The sequence below is a fragment of the Pseudomonas sp. Z1-14 genome, from assembly GCF_051132005.1.
Lineage (GTDB): Bacteria > Pseudomonadota > Gammaproteobacteria > Pseudomonadales > Pseudomonadaceae > Aquipseudomonas.
Map to the genome: position 1 here is coordinate 267,767 of NZ_CP071646.1, position 17,265 is coordinate 285,031.

Below are 17,265 nucleotides of genomic sequence, written 5' to 3' on the forward strand. Positions count from 1 at the left end.
TGGGGAAGTGAGCTTCTGTCGACGTCTGGAACACTCGGGTTTGGCCGTGAGTCCGGACGTGGCTGATGACTTTGCAGGATCGCTGCGCGCCTCAGCATGAGCTCATAAACCCGCCGGGGATGAATGGCGATGAATGTCGCGATTCTACACCGCTGGCGTCAGGATGAAATGACGCAAAGCGCCGATCGAGACCATTCTCGCGCCTGGAATGACGACTGGCAGCGTTCAGCCGGGCAACAGCCCCCCGTCACGTTGCCGGACCAAGGCATTGAGCGTCAGCCCGAGCAGGCTGAGCAACACCAGACACAGGGCCAGGGCGACTTGCAAGTCCAGCGGGATGAGGCTGATCACGGCACTGGTCAGCCCGCCGACGATGAACACCAGTACGCTACCGGCCGAGGCGGACGTGCCGGCCTGTCCCGGAAACAGCGTCATGGCTTGGTTGTTGGCTGCCGCCCGGGCGATGGTCGTTCCGGCGGTGCATACGATCATGGGTAGCAACAGAGTGGTCACCGACAAGCCCAGCTGGTTGGCGAGCCCCAGCATCAGAAGGCCAGCGGCGAGGATCAGGCCCAGCCCCGTCATGGTTTGCGTCTGGGGGTCGATCCGGTTACTCAGCATGGTCGCGATGAGGCCGCCGCCAATGTAGGCCAGCCCATAGCCGAGCAGTACCAGCGAAAAAGCCTCGGATGATAAGTGCAACTGGTCTATCAGGATCAGCGGTGAAATGACGATGAATGAAAAATGGCAGGAAAAAGCCAGCGCCGAAATCAACCAATAGGCCAGGAAGCTGAAGTCACCGAAGACCTTTCGATAGGATGCGACGAAGTTGAAACGCCTGGGATGACCGTCGACCCGAGAGTGCTCAAGCAAACGACAGACGCTTGCGAACACCCCAATCGACAGTGCAGTGAACACCAGGAAACTGCCTCGCCAACCCATCCAGCTTTGCAGCCCAGTGCCCGCCAGGGGCGAAAAGGAAATGAAAATACCGCCGCAGGTGACCAGCAAAATTCGCAGCCGCTGCTGTTCCTGGCCGGTGAACAGGTCCTGGATCAGCGCTTGGGACAGGACGAAACAACCGCATCCCAAGGCCTGGATGACACGGAAGAACAGAAAGGACCAGTAGCTGTCGACGAGCACGCAACCCGTTGCTCCCACCGCTGAAATGGCGATCCCGATCAGCAGCAGGTTTTTCCGCCCCATGACATCGGAAAGCGGGCCGATCAGCAGTTGCGAAAGAGCGATGCCCACCGCGAACAGGCTAACGGACAGGGCAATATCGGATGAGGGACTTTGAAAATGCTCGGACAGTGCAGGGAATGAGGGCAACACCACATCAATCGGGAAAACACCGAGTAATGTCAGCGTCAGCAGTAAGCCGACGGTGGCATGTTTTCGAGTAGCCAGGCGGGTTTGCGGATCAGTCATGACGAGTTCCAAGGCGCACCTGAGGAGTAGCTTTCAATCCTAATGCTTAACGCCCGCCAGGCACGGAGAGATCGTGTAGGAAGGCTCTGGTAATTGCGTGGGGGACCTCCTACAGGTTCTTGCTTGAGCTGAAGTCATGATCAGGCGCAAAAAAAATCGCAGCCAAGGCTGCGATCAGATTGTTAATGGATGAGGGCCACAGCACTACGGCTGTGGCCCCGCCCGGCCTCAGCTATTAGGCAGCAACCGGCAGGTGATGCTTTTGATGTAGCGCGTCTCGGCGATCGCCGGGTGTACCGGGTGATCGGGGCCCTGGCCGCCGCGTTCGAGCAGTTGGATGTTGCGGTCCAGGTGACGGGCGCTGGTCAGCAGGATGTTCTGCAGATCGTCTTCGGGCAGGTGCATCGAGCATGACGCACTGACCAGGATGCCGTCCTTGCTGAGCAGGCGCATGGCCTGTTCGTTGAGGCGGCGGTAGGCGCCTTCGCCGTTTTTCAGGTCTTTCTTGCGCTTGATGAAGGCCGGCGGGTCGGCAACGATCACGTCGAAACGCTCTTCGCTGGCCTTGAGTTCCTTCAAGGCTTCGAATACGTCACCTTCAATGCAGGTCAGCTTCTCGGCAACGCCGTTCAGCGCGGCGTTGCGCTCGACGCCGTCGAGGGCGAAGGCCGAGGCGTCGACGCAGAATACTTCACTGGCACCGAACGCCGCGGCTTGCACGCCCCAGCCGCCGATGTAGCTGAACAGGTCCAGAACGCGCTTGCCCTTGGCGTAGGGTGCCAGGCGCGCACGGTTCATGCGGTGGTCGTAGAACCAGCCGGTTTTCTGGCCTTGCATGACCGGCGCTTCGAATTTCACGCCGTTCTCTTCCAGGGCGACCCATTCCGGGACGAGGCCGAACACGGTCTCGACGTAGCGCTCCAGGCCTTCGGCGTCGCGTGCCGCGGAATCATTCTTGAACAGGATGCCGCTAGGCTTGAGCACCTGGGTGAGGGCGGCGATCACGTCGTCCTTGTGGGCTTCCATGGTGGCGGAGGCGATCTGCACCACCAGGATGTCGCCGAAACGGTCGACCACCAGGCCCGGCAGCAGGTCGGAATCGCCGTAGACCAGGCGATAGAACGGCTTGTCGAACAGCCGCTCGCGCAGGGACAACGCCACGTTGAGGCGATGCACCAGCAGGGATTTGTCCAGCGCCAGCTTCGCGTCGCGGGACAGCAGGCGTGCGCAGATCAGGTTGTTCGGGCTCATCGCAACGATGCCCAGCGGCTTGCCGCCGGCGGCTTCGAGGACCGCCTGGTCGCCGGCCTTGAAGCCGTGCAGCGGGGTGGCAGCCACATCGATTTCGTTACTGTAGACCCACAGGTGGCCGGCGCGCAGGCGACGGTCGGCGTTGGCTTTGAGGCGCAGGCTGGGCAAGGACATGACGTCGCTCCGGAAAAAAGAGCGGGAGTATACCGTGTTGCAACCCTTGCGGGGCCGGCGGTGGACATGTGGCGAGGGAGCCTGCGCTGCTCGCCTCGCCACAAGGGCTTCAGGCCGACAGCGAGTTGATCAGTTCACGGTTGAACGCGGGAATATCATCCGGCTGGCGGCTGCTGATCCAGGTGCCGTCCCGGACGACTTCCTGGTCGACCCAGTTCGCGCCGGCATTGACCAGGTCATCCTTGAGTGTCTTGTAGCTGGTCATGGTCTTGCCCTTGACCAGGCCACTGGACACCAGCAACCAGCCGCCATGGCAAATCACCGCGATAGGTTTGCCAGCCGCTTCGAAGCCCTTGACCAGGTTCTGCGCGTCGGGGTCGATGCGGATGGTGTCGGAATTCTGCACGCCGCCGGGCAGCACCACCGCTTCGTACTGATCGACATTCGCCGCCTTGAAAGTCAGGTCCACCTTGAAGTCGTCGGCCGGCTTGTCATGGTTCCAGCCTTTGACCTGGCCGTCGCTGGCGGAAATGATGTCGACCTTGGCCCCGGCCTGTTCCAGCGCTTCTTTGGGACCGGTCAGTTCGGCCTGTTCAAAACCGTCGGTGACCAGAATGGCGACGCGCTTGTTGTTCAGATTAGCGGGCATGAAAATCTCCTAAAGCTGAATGGGTTGGCTGCCGACCTAAGCCTTATTACAAGACTTGGGCATTGGTCCTACAGATTCCGAAGCTCAGGCTTGTACGAAAGTTCCGCCAATTTACCAGTGGTGTGTCGGATCCAGATTTAGGGGTTAGACTCCCGGCCTTACCCAGAGTGTGTACCCATGTCCAAAGAACTTTCCGCCGAACAGATCCAACAGTCCCTGCAGGGCATCAGTGTGCCGCCCCAGCCGCAAATCATGGTGGATTTGCAGATGGAGCAGTACATGCCCGACCCGGACCTGGAAACCATTGCCAAGCTGATTTCCCAGGACCCGGGCCTTTCGGGTGCCTTGCTCAAGATCGTCAATTCGCCGTACTACGGCTTGAGCAACAAGATCACTTCGATCCAGCGCGCAGTGAACCTGCTGGGCAGCCGGTCGATTATCAACCTGATCAACGCGCAGTCGATCAAGGGAGAATTGCACGACGATGCCATCGTCACCTTGAACCGCTTCTGGGACACCGCCCAGGACGTGGCCATGACCTGCCTGACCCTGGCCAAGCGCGTCGGCCTGCAGAACGGCGACGAAGCCTATGCCCTGGGTTTGTTCCATGACTGCGGCGTGCCGCTGATGCTCAAGCAGTTCCCCACCTACATGGGCGTGCTGGAGGAGGCCTATGCCAATGCCAGCGCCGAGATCCGAGTGGTGGACACCGAAAACCGCGTGTTCAACACCAACCATGCGGTGGTCGGTTACTACACCTCCAAGTCCTGGCGCCTGCCGGACCACGTCAGCCAGGCCATCGCCAATCACCACAACGCCCTGGCGATTTTCAGCGACGAATCTTCGCGTAATAACAGTCAGTTGAAAAACCTGTTGGCGATCCTGAAGATGTCCGAGAACATCTGTGCTTCCCATCGCGTGCTGGGCAACCAGGCCGAGGACCACGAGTGGAATTGCGTCGGGCCACTGGTGCTCGATTACATCGGTCTGCCGGAGTACGACTTCGAGACCCAGAAACAGGAAATCCGCGACCTGGCCTCTCGTTGAGTGCCAGCTTTCGCTTGATTCGAGAGCCCTATGCCAGAACTGCCGGAAGTCGAAACCACCCGCCGCGGGATCGCGCCACACCTCGAAGGGCAACGGGTCAGCCGCGTCGTCGTACGTGACCGCCGCTTGCGCTGGCCGATTCCCGAAGACCTCGATGTGCGTCTTTCGGGGCAGCGCATCGTGCAGGTGGAACGTCGGGCCAAGTACCTGTTGATCAACGCCGAGGTTGGCACGCTGATCAGCCACCTGGGCATGTCTGGCAATCTGCGGCTGGTCGAGATCGGCATGCCCGCCCTCAAGCATGAACATGTCGACATCGAACTGGAGTCCGGCTTGGCCTTGCGCTACACCGATCCGCGTCGCTTCGGGGCGATGCTCTGGAGCCTCGACCCGCTCAATCACGAACTGCTGATTCGCCTCGGGCCGGAACCGCTGACTGACCTGTTCGACGGCGAACGGCTGTTCCAGCTTTCCCGTGGGCGCTCGATGGCGGTCAAGCCGTTTATCATGGACAACGCGGTCGTGGTGGGCGTGGGCAATATATACGCGACCGAAGCGCTGTTCGCCGCCGGAATCGACCCACGGCGCGCCGCCGGAAGCATTGCTCGGGCGCGCTATCTGAAACTGGCGATCGAGATCAAGCGCATCCTTGCCCATGCCATCGAACGCGGTGGAACCACCCTGCGAGACTTCATCGGCGGCGATGGCCAGCCCGGTTATTTCCAGCAGGAGCTGTTCGTGTACGGTCGGGGTGGGGAGTTGTGCAAGATCTGTGGCACGGGGCTGCGGGAAATCCGCCTGGGCCAGCGCGCCAGCGTCTGGTGTCCTCGCTGCCAGAGGTGATTCGTCTTACGGTCTATAGTCAGTAGTCATACTGTTTCAGCCGAAGGATCGCCCCATGACTCTGCTTCGAACTTTCCTCCTGGCACTCTCGCTGAGTGTCGGCTTGCCTGCCTTGGCGAACACCGAAAGCGGTGACCCGCGCTACACCATCCAGAATCCACCCGCGTACGCCATGCTCGGCGACTTGCTGATTGCTCGTCCGTTGCTGCTCGCTGCTACCGTGATCGGTGCCGGGGCGTTTGTCGTGTCGTTGCCCTTTACGGCGCTGGGTGGCGGGGTTGGCGATGCGGGGAAGGCGTTGGTGGTCGACCCGGCGAAAGCGACGTTTGTGCGGTGCCTGGGGTGTGTTGGGGAGGGGTTTGAGCGGCAGGAGTGAGGTATTGGGTGTCGCTGATGGCGCTATCGCGAGCAAGCTCGCTCCCACAAGGTATTTGCTCAGTACGCAGATGCTGCGATGTCCATAGATCCCCTGTGGGAGCGAGCTTGCTCGCGATGAGGCCAGTAAAGGCGCTACAGATTACCGATTCATTCCTTGCCAGTAATTTTGCGATATTTCGCCATCAACTGTTCCTCAGTCTCCGGATGAGCCTCGTCCAGCGGGATGCAATCCACCGGGCAGACCTGCTGGCATTGAGGCTCGTCATAGTGCCCGACGCACTGGGTGCACAGGTTCGGGTCAATGACATAGATCTCTTCGCCCTGGGAAATGGCGGCGTTCGGGCACTCGGGTTCGCAGACGTCGCAATTGATGCAGTCGTCGGTGATGATCAGGGACATGCAAGCTCCGGCCGGGGCGTTGAGCCCGGGCATTTGAAAACGTATGGGCGCAATTGTGCCGCATTGGCGAGCGCAGTGCACGCGGGGGCGATGGACTGCGCTGTGCTGCGAGCGAGTCGCAGCGTCGGCGGGTTACTTCTTGAAGCGCAGGGTCAGCGCGTCGGCCACGGCCGGGTGGACGAACTTGGTGATATCGCCGCCCAGGGCCGCAATTTCCCGCACCAGGGTCGACGAGATGAAGGAGTAACGCTCCGATGGCGTCAGGAAGAGACTCTCGACGTCCGGGGCCAACTGGCGGTTCATGTTGGCCAGCTGGAACTCGTACTCGAAATCCGAGACCGCACGCAGGCCGCGCAGGAACACATTGGCGTTCTTTTCCTTGGCGAAATGCGCCAGCAGCGTCGAGAAGCCGACCACTTCCACGTTCGGCAGGTGCTTGGTGACCTCACGGGCCAGCTCCACACGTTGCTCCAGCGGGAACAACGGGTTTTTCTTCGGGCTGGCGGCGACGGCAATGATCACATGGTCGAACAGGCGCGAGGCGCGTTCGACCAGATCGCCATGGCCCTTGGTAATGGGGTCGAAGGTACCTGGGTACAACACTCGGTTCATCGCGTCGTCCTGGCGGGAGTCCGTTGGGGAGTCGGATGGTATCGCAGCCGACTCGGTCGGCCAAGTCGGCGATGGGATAAGAACGCACTATAGGCGCTGCGAATAGTCGGTTTTTTCATGTGTTTTGCAGACGTTCGGCCAGCAAGGTCGCCAGTTTGGCGGTCAGGCCGTACACCGACAACTGCGGGTTGGCGCCGATGCTGGTGGGGAACAGCGAGCCGTCGTGGATGGAAAGATTACGCAGTTGGTGGTGGCGGCCGAGGCTGTCGGCCACCGCCTGTTTCGGCTCTTCGCCCATGGCGCAACCCCCCATGACATGAGCGCTGCCCAGGCGGGTGCGGAAAAGGGCCAGGTCCAGCCCGTCGATCAGCGCGCGGGCCTCGGCCAGGGTTTTCACGTGCCGGGCATCGCTGTGCATCGGCATGACCGACCTGGCCCCTGCGGCGAACTGGATCTCGGCCATGCTGTGGAATGCCCGGCGCAAACCGTCCCAAGTGTAGGGGGAGACCTGATAGTCGAGCACGGGCGTGCCGTCGCTGCGCAATTCCACGGTACCGCCGGGGCTGTCCGGGTGAAAGCCGTCGCGCAGTAACGCCAGCATGGCGTGGGTGTGGGGCAACTTTGCCATGTGCGCTGCGTTCTGCGCACCAAAGCCGCCCAACAGCGTGGCGGCGAGGGCCGGATGCAAAGGCGGGACTTCCAGCTTGTAGGACATTTTGCCGGTGACGCCATCCTGCCATTGGAAATGATCTGAATAAATCGACTGTGGAGCCCCATAAAAAGGGTTGATGACTTCGTCGAACAGTCCGGCTGACATGTTCACCAAGTGCAGGAAGGTGCGCTTGCCCAGGCATCGATGCGGATCCGGCGCGTCGGAGCGCAGCAGCAGGGCGGGGCTGTTGATGCCGCCACCGGCCAGCACGTAATGCCGCGCCTTGACCCTGATGCGCCGTCCGGTCGGCGCCACGCAGCGTTCGTCCATGGCCTGGCATTGCAATTCCACTACCGCATCGTTGCTGATGATCAGGCGTTCGGCCCGCGCCAGATAGAGCAGGGCGCCGCCCTGGTCCAGCGTGGCGGGTATGGTGGTGACCAGCATCGATTGCTTGGCATTGGTCGGGCAGCCCATCCCGCAATAGCCCAGGTTCCAGCAGCCACGCACGTTGCGCGGGATCACATGCCAGCTGTAGCCCAATTGCTCGCAGCCCTTGCGAATGACGTCGTTGTTGGCATTGGGCGGAATTAGCCATGGCGCCACCCCCAGGCGCTGCTCCATGCGTTCGAACCAGGGCGCCATCTCGGCGGGGCCGTGGCCCCGGACGGCATGCTCGGTCGCCCAGTGTTCGAGAGTCTGGTCAGGCGTACGAAAGCTCGAGGTCCAGTTGATCAACGTGGTACCCCCCACGGCTCGGCCCTGGAGAATGGTGATGGCGCCGTCCTTGCTCATTCGCCCGAGACCTTCCTGATACAGGCTGGTGTAAGCCTGATCCTCAAGCAGCTTGAAGTCCTGGCTGGTCTTGAGCGGGCCTTCCTCAATGAGCAATACCTTGTAGCCGGCGGCACTGAGAATTTCCGCCGTGGTGCCACCGCCGGCGCCGCTGCCGATGATCGCCACGTCGGCTTCCAGCGTGAGGTCCTGGGTCAGTTGCGCGCCGTTGTAGGTGGTCCAGCCACGGGCCAGGCCTTCGCGGAACGGATCGGGTACGGGCATGCTTGAGACTCCCTTATTGTCGTGAGCTGACTGAGCCCTTGTGGGAGCGGGCTTGCTCGCGAAAACGGTAATTCAGGCAACACTAATGTCGGCTGATACACCGCCTTCGCGAGCAAGCCCGCTCCCACACAAGCCCGCTCCCACAGGAATTGGGGCTGGCTTTCAGACGGTTGGCGGGCCCGGATACCCGCAGTGTGCCCAGGCCTCGGGCCGGCTGTACCAGGCCATCATCACCATTTGCAGCAAAGAGCTGTGGCCTTGGCGCAACAAGCTCAGCGAGCTGTTTTCCCAGCGTGTCAGGAATTGTTGAATGTCATCGGCGCTGGCGTTTTCCCACCCGCCCCAGATTCCGGTCAGCGGCCCGCGGGTCACACCCAACGTGAGCACGTCGAACAGTTGATGCGTGAGCTTGAGCATCGCCGCAGACAAGTGCGCCAGGCCGCGATCCAGGCTTTGCAGCGTGGCGTCGGTGGCGGCCTGGATCGTTCCTGCCGTCACTGCGCCGTCGAGCATCACCGGAATGACGGCGCGTAGAAATGCCAGGTCGCTGTCGCGCAGGGCCTTCAGGCCGTCCGCCGGTTGGCTGGACGAACAGCCGCTGAGGCTGGCGCCCAGGCCGACGGAGGCGAGGAAAACGCTGGCGCCAAGGCTCAGTTGCAGCAAACCACGCCGTGTCAGGGCGGGCGTATCGGTCAGGTTTGGGCTCATTATTGTTATTACCCGGGAGACGCTTGTTAGCGGATGAACAGCTTCTGGATCAGCTTCTGCAAAGGCTTGCCATAGGGCGGATAAATCAGTCTGGCGGCGTTGAAGCGCTGCTTGATCAGGACGCCCTTGGCCTTGCTGAAGGTCAGGAATCCCTCGTGACCGTGATAGTGGCCCATCCCCGAGGCGCCAATGCCGCCGAACGGCATGTCGTCCTGGGCCACATGCAGCAGCGTGTCGTTCAGGCAGACGCCGCCGGAATGGGTTTCATTGAGTACTCGCTGCTGTTCGGCCTTGTTGTAGCCGAAGTAGTAGAGCGCCAGCGGACGAGGCCGCCGATTGATGTAGGCAAAAGCCTGGTCCAGGCCTTCATACGGCACGATGGGCAGCAGTGGGCCGAAGATCTCATCCTGCATCACCGTCATGTCATCCGTGACATTGAGCAACAGGCTGTGGGCCATGCGGCGTCCCTGGCCCTGGTCGAACAGCTCGATCAGCAGCGCGCCTTTGCTGGTGGCGTCGCCGATGTAGCCGTTGAGCCGCGCCAGTTGGCGATCGTTGATGATGGCGGTGTAGTCCGGGTTGTCCGCCAGCGTCGGATAAAACCCGCGGACCGCTTCGCGATACGCCTCGACGAACGCTCCGACGCGGCTCTGCGGTACCAGCACGTAATCCGGCGCGACGCAGGTCTGCCCGGCATTCAGGGTCTTGCCGAAGGCTATGCGTTCGGCGGCGTCCTTGAGCGGTACGTCGTCGGACACGATGGCGGGTGATTTGCCACCCAGCTCGAGGGTGACGGGGGTGAGGTTTTCCGCGGCGGCACGCATCACATGTTTGCCGATGCTGGTGGCGCCGGTGAACAACAGGTGATCGAACGGCAACCTGGAGAATGCAATGCCGACGTCAGCCTCGCCCAGCACCACCGACACCAGGTCCTGGGGAAAGATACGGGCAAACAGTCGCTTGAGCAGCAGCCCGGTGGCCGGGGTCGCCTCGCTGAGCTTGAGCATGACCCGGTTGCCCGCTGACAAGGCGCCGACCAATGGGCCCACGGCCAGGAAGAGCGGGTAATTCCACGGCACGATGACCCCGACTACGCCCAATGGCTGGTAGATCACCTTGGCCGATGCCGGTTGGAAGGCCATGCCGACCTTGCGCCGGGAAGGTTTCATCCAGCCCTTGAGGTTGCGGCTCGCGTAATGGATACCGTGCAGGCTCGGCATCAGCTCAGCCAGCAGGGTTTCGTCGGCGCTGCGGTGACTGAAGTCCTGGCTGATCGCGTCGATCAGGGCTTGCCGTTCATTGCTCAACAGTTCGCGCAATGCCTTGAGCCACTGCCGGCGCTGCTCGGCCGTTGGCATGGGATGAGCGTTGAAAGCACGGCGCTGGGCCTCGAAGATCGTCCGAATTTCATCCAGCTGCTGTTGAGACTGGTGCAGGTAAGCAACGTCGGCTGGCATGTCGGCACCGGATTATTGTTGGAATGGTGGATTTCTAGAGCTTGTGCTCTAAAAAGTCAAATGCCGCCTCCGCGATGGCGTGGGTTTTCTCCCGTGACCGATAGGTCGTAAGATGCCCATCACATGATTTTTCGAATTAAGCCCAAGCCATGGCCCCACGAATAAAAACCAGCGAGCGCATCGTGCAGAACAGCCTGGAGTTGTTCAACCGGCAGGGTGAGCGCAGTGTCAGCACCAATCACATTGCCGCCCACATGGACATGTCCCCGGGCAATCTTTATTACCACTTCCCCAACAAGCAGGCGATCATCGCCGTGCTGTTCAGCGAATACGAAAACCTGGTGGACAGCTTCCTGCGTCCACCCCAGGGGCGGGCGGCCACGGTGGACGACAAACGCTTCTACTTGCAGGAACTGCTCTCGGCGATGTGGCGCTACCGGTTCCTGCACCGGGACCTGGAGCACCTGCTCGACAGCGACCCGGAACTGGCGGCTCGCTACCGACGCTTTTCCCAACGCTGCCTGATCCATGGCACGGCTATCTACGAAGGCTTCGTCGACGCCGGCATCCTGGCAATGGACCGCGTCCAGATCGAGTCCCTGACCCTCAATGCCTGGATTGTCCTCACGTCCTGGGTCCGGTTCCTCTGCACCACGCGCGAAAACTCCAACCACCTGAGCGAACAGGCGATCAAGCGCGGCGTGTATCAGGTGCTGGTGCTCGAGGCGGGGTTTGTGACCGAGCAGGCCCGCGAAGCGGTAGATGCCCTGTTCAAAGAATTTTATGTCCCGCTGGCCCAGACCCTGGAGGAAGGGCAGTAGATCGGACCCCTTGATTCAGCCACAGGAGCTCACCATGCCCATCGCGCAACTCATCAGCCCTCAGGCCCTGGAACAGCGGAGATCACAGCCCGGGCTGGTGATCCTCGATTGTCGTTTTGCCCTGGAGGACCCGGACTATGGCCAGCGCAGTTACGCCGAGGGCCATATCGCCGGCGCGTCGTTCGTCGACCTTGAGCGGGATCTGAGCGGACCGGTCATCAAGGGCGTCACGGGACGTCATCCGCTGCCGGAGCCCGAGGCGCTGGTTGAGCGTCTCCGGGCCTGGGGGATCAACAATGACAACGAGGTCGTGCTGTATGACGACGGCCCCGGCGCCTATGCCGCCCGGGCCTGGTGGCTGCTGGCCTGGTTGGGCAAACGCGATGGCGTGCATATTCTCGACGGCGGGCTCAAGGCCTGGCATGCGGCCGGCCTGCCCCTGAGCCTGGATCCGCCGCAGGCTGCTCGCGGGACTTTCAACGGCGCGCCGGACGCGAGCTTGCTGCTCAGTGCGCAGGCGTTGCAGCAACGCCTCGGTGATGCGGACATGACCCTGTTGGATGCCAGGGCGCTGCCGCGTTTCAAGGGCGAAGTCGAGCCGATCGACCCGGTGGCGGGGCATATCCCGGGCGCGTCATGCGCAGCATTCACCGACAACCTGGGGACCGATGGACGCTTCTTGCCGGCCGATCAACTCAAGCTGCGTTTCGCTGAAAAACTGGGCGAGCGTCCGCCCACCGAGCTGGTGGCCTACTGTGGCTCCGGCGTGACGGCGTGCCATAACCTGTTTGCCTTGTGCCTGGCGGGCTATCCGCTGGGACGGTTGTATGCCGGCTCGTGGAGCGAGTGGATCAACGATCCCCAGCGGGGCGTGGCGAAGGGCGAATAACACTACACCTCAAATCAATGTGGGAGCGAGCCTGCTCGCGATGGCGGTGGGTCAGTCAAACCTTATGTTGCTGATCCAGCGCTATCGCGAGCAGGCTCGCTCCCACAGCCCAGGCTGGCCAGCCAACCGGGAATGCGGCGTTCCAGGTAATACCCTGGGCGGCGCAGGGTTCCGTCGACAAATCCCACATGCCCGCCCCGCAGGTGCAGTTCCAGGTGGGTCGAGGCCGATAACTCGCCAGGTTCGGGCAGGCTGTGGGGGAATACAAATGGGTCGTCGGCGGCCTGGATGACCAGCGTCGGTGTACTGATTCCCGCCATGAAATAGCGGCTGGACGCGCGCCGGTAGTAATCCGCTGCGTCGGAAAAGCCGTGCAGCGGCGCTGTCACCCGGCCGTCAAAATCCCAGAAGGTGCGCATGTTGTCCAGCGAGCCCAGGGCTGCCAGGGTCGCGAGCCCTTCGTCGCGTCCGTCATGCTGGAACTGGCGTTGCTTGTTGCGCACGTAGGCGACCATTTCCCGCATGAAGTGCGCCTGATAGAACCTGGAAAAGCCCTGTCCGATGCGGTCGGCGCACTGGTCCAGGCGAAACGGTACCGAGACCGCCACTGCGCCCTGCAGCTGGCTGTCGTTGCCGGCTTCCCCCAAATGCTTGAGCAGCACATTTCCGCCCAGCGAATAGCCCACCGCAAACAGCGGTGCCAAGGGGCGTCGGGCCCGCAGATGTTCGATAGCCGCGGCGAGATCTTCGCTGGCGCCGGAATGATAACTGCGGGCCAGCAGGTTCGGCTCGCCCGAGCAACCACGCCAGTTCAGGGCGACGCTGGCCCAGCCTTGAGCATTGAGCGCGCGTTGCAGGCCGGCAACGTAGGGTGAGTTGGAGGAACCGGTCAGCCCATGAAGCACCAGCACCAGCGGTGCTTCGGCGCTATGCGGGCCATGCCAGTCGAGGTCGAGGAAATCACCATCGTCCAGCCAGAGGCGCTCACGTTCGCGATCGATGTGAACGGTTTTACGCCACAATGGGCCCCACAAGGTCTGCAAGTGTGGATTGCCAAGGCCCGGGGCGGGTATGAAGCGTTCAGGTGCGCAGGACACGATCATTCTCGGTGCACGGTCAGCGGTTCAGCCAACGGCCTCTGCCGTACGTTGCCACAATGCGTAATACACCCGCCCGGATCTCTGCTCGCGATGCAGGCGCCAATTGGCCGGCAAGCCCAGGGTCGAAGGGGCGGTCTCGCTTTCAGTGTAGACCCAGGCATCGTCGGCCAGCCATTGCCGTTCCTCAAGCAACGCGCAGACGGCCGGCAACAGGTTCTGGTTGAACGGCGGGTCGAGGAACACCAGGTCGAAAGGTGTCGCGGGCTGGCTGTCGAGATAGCGTAGCGCATCCGCCGTCTGCACCTGGCCGACGGTGCAACGCAGCGTGCCCAGGTGTTCTTTCAGGCTCGAGACCGCCAGGCTGCTGGCGTCCAGCGCCTGGCCCATGGCGGCGCCACGGGACAAGGCCTCGAGAAACAGCGCGCCACTGCCGGCGAACGGGTCGAGTACCCGGGCACCCGCTACATACGGCGCGAGCCAGTTGAACAGGGTTTCGCGCACCCGGTCCGGCGTCGGCCGCAGGCCCGGGGCATCGGGGAAGCTCAAGCGCCGGCTGCGCCACTCACCGCCGATGATGCGCAACTGGTTAACCCCGTTGTGCGCGGGTTTCTTGCTGGAATTGGATGGACGGGCCATTAATGCTCCGGAACCCCGAGCGGCTGCTCGGCAGGTTTGTCAGTGGGGGCCGGCAACGGCTTTTGCGGCACGGTCGGGCCAGCGGTGACGATGACCATCTTGTCCGTGCTCAGGTGTTTGTTCAGCGCGGTCCTGACTTGCTCGACCGTCAGCGCCTGGGACTGGCGCATGAAATCCTCCAGGTAGCTCAGCGGCAAGTCATAAAAGCCCATGGCGCCGAGCTGACCGACGATGTCGGCGTTACTCGCGGTCGACAGCGGGAAGCTGCCGGCCAGCTCGCGCTTGGCGTCGTCGAGCTCCTTCTGGGTCGGGCCGTTCTTGAGATAATCGGCGAACACATCCTGTACCAGCTTCAACGTGCCTTCGCTCATCTCGGCACGGGTCTGCAGACTGATCATGAACGGGCCGCGAGCCTGCATCGCCGTGAAGCCGGAATAGACGCCATAGGTCAGGCCGCGTTTTTCCCGGACCTCGGTCATCAGCCGCGTGCCGAAGCCACCGCCGCCGAGGATCTGGTTGCCCATGGACACGGCGGCATAGTCCGGATCGTCGCGGTCGACGCCCAGTTGCGCGAGCATCAGGTTGGTCTGCTTGGAGGGGAACTCGATATGGTGGACGCTCGCTTTCGGCTCCACCGGTGGCGGCGTTTTCGCCAGGGCTTGGCCCTTGGGCAGTGCGGCGGATATCTGGTTGGCAATGGCTTCGGCCTCGGCACGGGACAGGTCCCCCACCAGGGCGATCACCGCGTTGCCGGCGGCATAGGCCTTGGCATGAAAGGCCCGGGCCTGGGCCAGGGTAATCGGCGGGATGCTCTGTGCGGTGCCGTCGCTGGAGTGCGCATACGGATGGTCGCCGTACAGGCGCTTCATCAGTTCCAGGCCTGCCAGTTTGCCGGGGTTCTGCTTCTGGTACTCGAAACCGGCGAGCATCTGGTTCTTGATGCGCGCGAAGGAGTCGGCGGGGAAGGTCGGTTGGCCGACAACTTCGACAAACAGCTTCAGCGCCGGCTCGCGCTTGTCGGCTGCGCTGAGACTGCGCAGCGAAGCCACGGCCATGTCCCGGAAGGCGCCGTTGCCAAAATCGGCGCCGAGGCTTTCAAAGCCTTCGGCAATGGCACTGACGTCCTTGCCGGCCACGCCTTCATTAAGCATCGCGTTGGTCAACTGCGCCAGGCCCGGTGCGTCGCCGTCCTGGCTGCTGCCGGCGGCGAAGGTCAGGCGCAGGTCGAACATCGGTAATTCGCGAGCTTCGACGAACAGCACCTTGGCGCCGTCGGCGGTTTTCCAGGTCTGCACGTCGAGCTGGCGATGGCTGGGCGCCTTGCCGTCCAGTTCAGCCAGCGATTGCAGCTTGTTGCCGGACTTGGCGTTGTCCAGTGCCTGGCTGGCGTTGGAGCTGGTCGATGGCGACAGGTAAAAGGTCAGCGCGCCGACCACGGCGATCAATACCAGGCCGATCAGCACCAGGCGCGGTGATTTGCGCTCACTCATGAGCTTTCTCCTCGGGCAGGATGTGCGCGACGCTCAGGCGCGAGCGGGTGAAATACAACTGGGCTGCCTTCTGGATATCCTGCGGGGTCACGCTTTGCAGTTCGGCCAGCTCGGTGTCCATCAGCTTCCAGGACAGGCCGACCGTTTCCAGCTGGCCGATGGCGGTGGCCTGGCTGGTGATGGAGTCGCGCTCATACACCAGGCCGGCGATCACCTGGGCGCGGACGCGCTCCAGTTCCTCGGCGGTGGGAGCGGTGGTCTTCAGTTGTTCGAGCAAGCGCCACAGGCCGGCTTCGGCCTCGGCGAGGGTCTTGTTTTTCTGCGTGTTGGGTGTCGCCGACAGGGTGAACAGGGTATCGCCACGGGTGTAGGCGTCGTAGTTCGACGAGCCGCCGGACACCAATTCTTCGCCGCGCTCCAGCTGGGCCGGGATCCGGCCGCTGTAACCGCCATCCAGCAGCGCGGAAATCAGCCGCAAGGCGTTGACCGGGACTTTGTCGGTGGCCGTGGCGATGCTCGGCACGTTGAACGCCAGCATGACGCTCGGCAGTTGGGTCTGTACATGCAGGGCGATCTTGCGCTCACCGGGTTCGGCCAGCTCCAGCGGGATTTTCGCCGCCGGCACGGCGCGCCGGGCAATCGGGCCGAAATAGCGCTGGGCCAGGGTCTTGACCTCGTCTGGTGTCACGTCGCCGACAACTACCAGGGTCGCATTGTTCGGTGCATACCAGGATTCGTACCAGTGGCGCAGCTCCTCGACCTTCATCCGGTCCAGGTCGGCCATCCAGCCGATGGTCGGCGTGTGGTAGCCGCTGGCCGGGTAGGCCATGGCCTTGAATCGCTCGTAGGCCTTGGACATGGGCTTGTCATCGGTGCGCATGCGGCGCTCTTCCTTGATGACCTCGATCTCGCGACTGAACTCCTCCGGCGGCAAGCGCAGGCTGGCCATGCGATCGGCTTCAAGCTCGAAGGCCACGCCCAGGCGATCCCGGGCCAGTACCTGGTAATAGGCGGTGAAGTCATCGCTGGTGAAAGCGTTCTCCTCGGCGCCAAGGTCGCGCAGGATCAACGACGCTTCGCCGGGACCGACTTTTTCGCTGCCCTTGAACATCATGTGTTCCAGGGCGTGAGACAGGCCGGTCTGGCCCGGCGTTTCATAGCTGGAGCCCACCTTGTACCAGACCTGGGAAACGACCACCGGAGCCCGGTGATCCTCGCGCACGACGACCTTCAAACCGTTGTCGAGGGTAAATTCATGGGTGGGTTGCGGGTCGGCAGCAAGGGCGGAAAAGGGCAGACAAACTGTGCTGAGCAGCAGGCCAGCGGCGCGGCGGGCAAGAGCATTCATTCGTGTTTAAACCTGTTGGACTGCCCGCTTGGCCTTAGCCTCGGCGGGCGAGGAGGTGCTAGGATACTGATCCGTTTTACTGGCGGCCACGCCTATCGGGCCTTTTATCGGCGCGAGGCTGTTTGGATTTGCGGAAGAAGCCTCGGGTTTATCTGCTGTTCCCGATGTTTTCGCCGAAAATGTCCCACCAGTCCTTCGAAAAAAGCGACTTGAGTTGTCCGCGAGACAACTCTACAAAATGTTGCGCGTGAACAAGCTGGATGAAACGCAGTCTGTTCAGCATCGAATATTTATCACCGAGGCGCCTGCCTGGCGCGTCGC

At 62.3% G+C, this 17,265-nt stretch carries 17 protein-coding genes; 5 read left to right on the forward strand and 12 right to left on the reverse strand.

Translation table 11 applies throughout. The features are described from left to right. Positions 1-225: 225 nt before the first annotated feature. The 3 genes from J3P89_RS01305 to J3P89_RS01315 all read right to left on the reverse strand — a co-directional run bounded on the left by J3P89_RS01305 (position 226) and on the right by J3P89_RS01315 (position 3,505). On the reverse strand, positions 226-1,431 hold the full coding sequence (locus tag J3P89_RS01305) for an MFS transporter (protein ID WP_434696512.1): 1,206 nt from the start codon (positions 1,429-1,431) through the stop codon (positions 226-228). A 228-nt stretch (positions 1,432-1,659) separates the two neighbouring features. Further along, the gene (locus J3P89_RS01310; RefSeq protein WP_305498134.1) at positions 1,660-2,856 is read right to left on the reverse strand and encodes a class I SAM-dependent rRNA methyltransferase; all 1,197 of its coding nucleotides are present in this window, start codon (positions 2,854-2,856) and stop codon (positions 1,660-1,662) included. A 109-nt stretch (positions 2,857-2,965) separates the two neighbouring features. Further along, on the reverse strand, positions 2,966-3,505 hold the full coding sequence (locus J3P89_RS01315; RefSeq protein WP_434654925.1) for a type 1 glutamine amidotransferase domain-containing protein: 540 nt from the start codon (positions 3,503-3,505) through the stop codon (positions 2,966-2,968). A gap of 231 nt (positions 3,506-3,736) precedes the next feature. Here J3P89_RS01315 and J3P89_RS01320 point away from each other — a divergent pair, with 231 nt between their 5' ends. Genes J3P89_RS01320 through J3P89_RS01330 form a run of 3 tightly spaced genes read left to right on the forward strand, consistent with a single transcriptional unit; the run spans position 3,737 to position 5,771 of the window. Continuing rightward, a complete protein-coding gene (locus J3P89_RS01320) occupies positions 3,737-4,552 on the forward strand; it encodes an HDOD domain-containing protein (RefSeq protein WP_434574069.1) in 816 nt (271 codons plus the stop codon). Positions 4,553-4,582: 30 nt separating this feature from the next. Then, a complete protein-coding gene (mutM, locus tag J3P89_RS01325) occupies positions 4,583-5,395 on the forward strand; it encodes a bifunctional DNA-formamidopyrimidine glycosylase/DNA-(apurinic or apyrimidinic site) lyase (RefSeq protein WP_434627337.1) in 813 nt (270 codons plus the stop codon). 55 nt (positions 5,396-5,450) lie between these two features. Further along, a complete protein-coding gene (locus tag J3P89_RS01330; protein WP_305498139.1) occupies positions 5,451-5,771 on the forward strand; it encodes a multidrug transporter in 321 nt (106 codons plus the stop codon). A 149-nt stretch (positions 5,772-5,920) separates the two neighbouring features. Here J3P89_RS01330 and J3P89_RS01335 read toward each other — a convergent pair whose 3' ends face one another. From J3P89_RS01335 to J3P89_RS01355, 5 genes are all read right to left on the reverse strand, one after another. Next, positions 5,921-6,172: a YfhL family 4Fe-4S dicluster ferredoxin gene (locus J3P89_RS01335; RefSeq protein WP_434571149.1), complete on the reverse strand. Its 252-nt coding sequence runs from the start codon at positions 6,170-6,172 to the stop codon at positions 5,921-5,923. 132 nt (positions 6,173-6,304) lie between these two features. Next, positions 6,305-6,784 (reverse strand): pantetheine-phosphate adenylyltransferase, encoded by a 480-nt coding sequence (coaD, locus tag J3P89_RS01340; RefSeq protein WP_007897855.1) that lies wholly within the window; start codon positions 6,782-6,784, stop codon positions 6,305-6,307. 115 nt (positions 6,785-6,899) lie between these two features. Further along, the gene (locus tag J3P89_RS01345; protein WP_434696513.1) at positions 6,900-8,495 is read right to left on the reverse strand and encodes a GMC family oxidoreductase N-terminal domain-containing protein; all 1,596 of its coding nucleotides are present in this window, start codon (positions 8,493-8,495) and stop codon (positions 6,900-6,902) included. 162 nt (positions 8,496-8,657) lie between these two features. Further along, positions 8,658-9,203: a twin-arginine translocation pathway signal protein gene (locus J3P89_RS01350; protein ID WP_434696514.1), complete on the reverse strand. Its 546-nt coding sequence runs from the start codon at positions 9,201-9,203 to the stop codon at positions 8,658-8,660. Between the two features lie 26 nt (positions 9,204-9,229). Beyond that, positions 9,230-10,660 carry a coniferyl aldehyde dehydrogenase gene (locus J3P89_RS01355; RefSeq protein WP_434696515.1) on the reverse strand — a complete coding sequence of 477 codons (1,431 nt, stop codon included), beginning with the start codon at positions 10,658-10,660 and terminating at the stop codon, positions 9,230-9,232. Between the two features lie 149 nt (positions 10,661-10,809). Here J3P89_RS01355 and J3P89_RS01360 point away from each other — a divergent pair, with 149 nt between their 5' ends. Together J3P89_RS01360 and J3P89_RS01365 are read left to right on the forward strand one after the other, a co-directional pair. After that, a complete protein-coding gene (locus tag J3P89_RS01360; protein WP_305498144.1) occupies positions 10,810-11,481 on the forward strand; it encodes a TetR/AcrR family transcriptional regulator in 672 nt (223 codons plus the stop codon). A 34-nt stretch (positions 11,482-11,515) separates the two neighbouring features. Next, positions 11,516-12,370, forward strand: coding sequence for a sulfurtransferase (locus J3P89_RS01365; protein ID WP_434696516.1), 855 nt, complete (start codon positions 11,516-11,518; stop codon positions 12,368-12,370). A 62-nt stretch (positions 12,371-12,432) separates the two neighbouring features. Here J3P89_RS01365 and J3P89_RS01370 read toward each other — a convergent pair whose 3' ends face one another. The 4 genes from J3P89_RS01370 to J3P89_RS01385 are packed head-to-tail and all read right to left on the reverse strand — an operon-like array spanning position 12,433 to position 16,944. Beyond that, positions 12,433-13,467 (reverse strand): hydrolase, encoded by a 1,035-nt coding sequence (locus J3P89_RS01370; protein WP_434696517.1) that lies wholly within the window; start codon positions 13,465-13,467, stop codon positions 12,433-12,435. A 27-nt stretch (positions 13,468-13,494) separates the two neighbouring features. After that, positions 13,495-14,106, reverse strand: coding sequence for a 16S rRNA (guanine(966)-N(2))-methyltransferase RsmD (gene rsmD / locus J3P89_RS01375; RefSeq protein ID WP_434654940.1), 612 nt, complete (start codon positions 14,104-14,106; stop codon positions 13,495-13,497). Next, complete coding sequence (locus J3P89_RS01380; protein ID WP_434696518.1) at positions 14,106-15,596, reverse strand: M16 family metallopeptidase; 1,491 nt, start codon at positions 15,594-15,596, stop codon at positions 14,106-14,108. Before J3P89_RS01380 ends, rsmD begins: the two co-directional genes overlap by 1 nt. Beyond that, entirely contained in the window at positions 15,589-16,944 is a 1,356-nt protein-coding gene (locus J3P89_RS01385; protein WP_434696519.1) for a M16 family metallopeptidase, read from the reverse strand. The genes J3P89_RS01380 and J3P89_RS01385 overlap by 8 nt, the downstream gene beginning before the upstream one ends. Positions 16,945-17,265 lie beyond the last annotated feature (321 nt).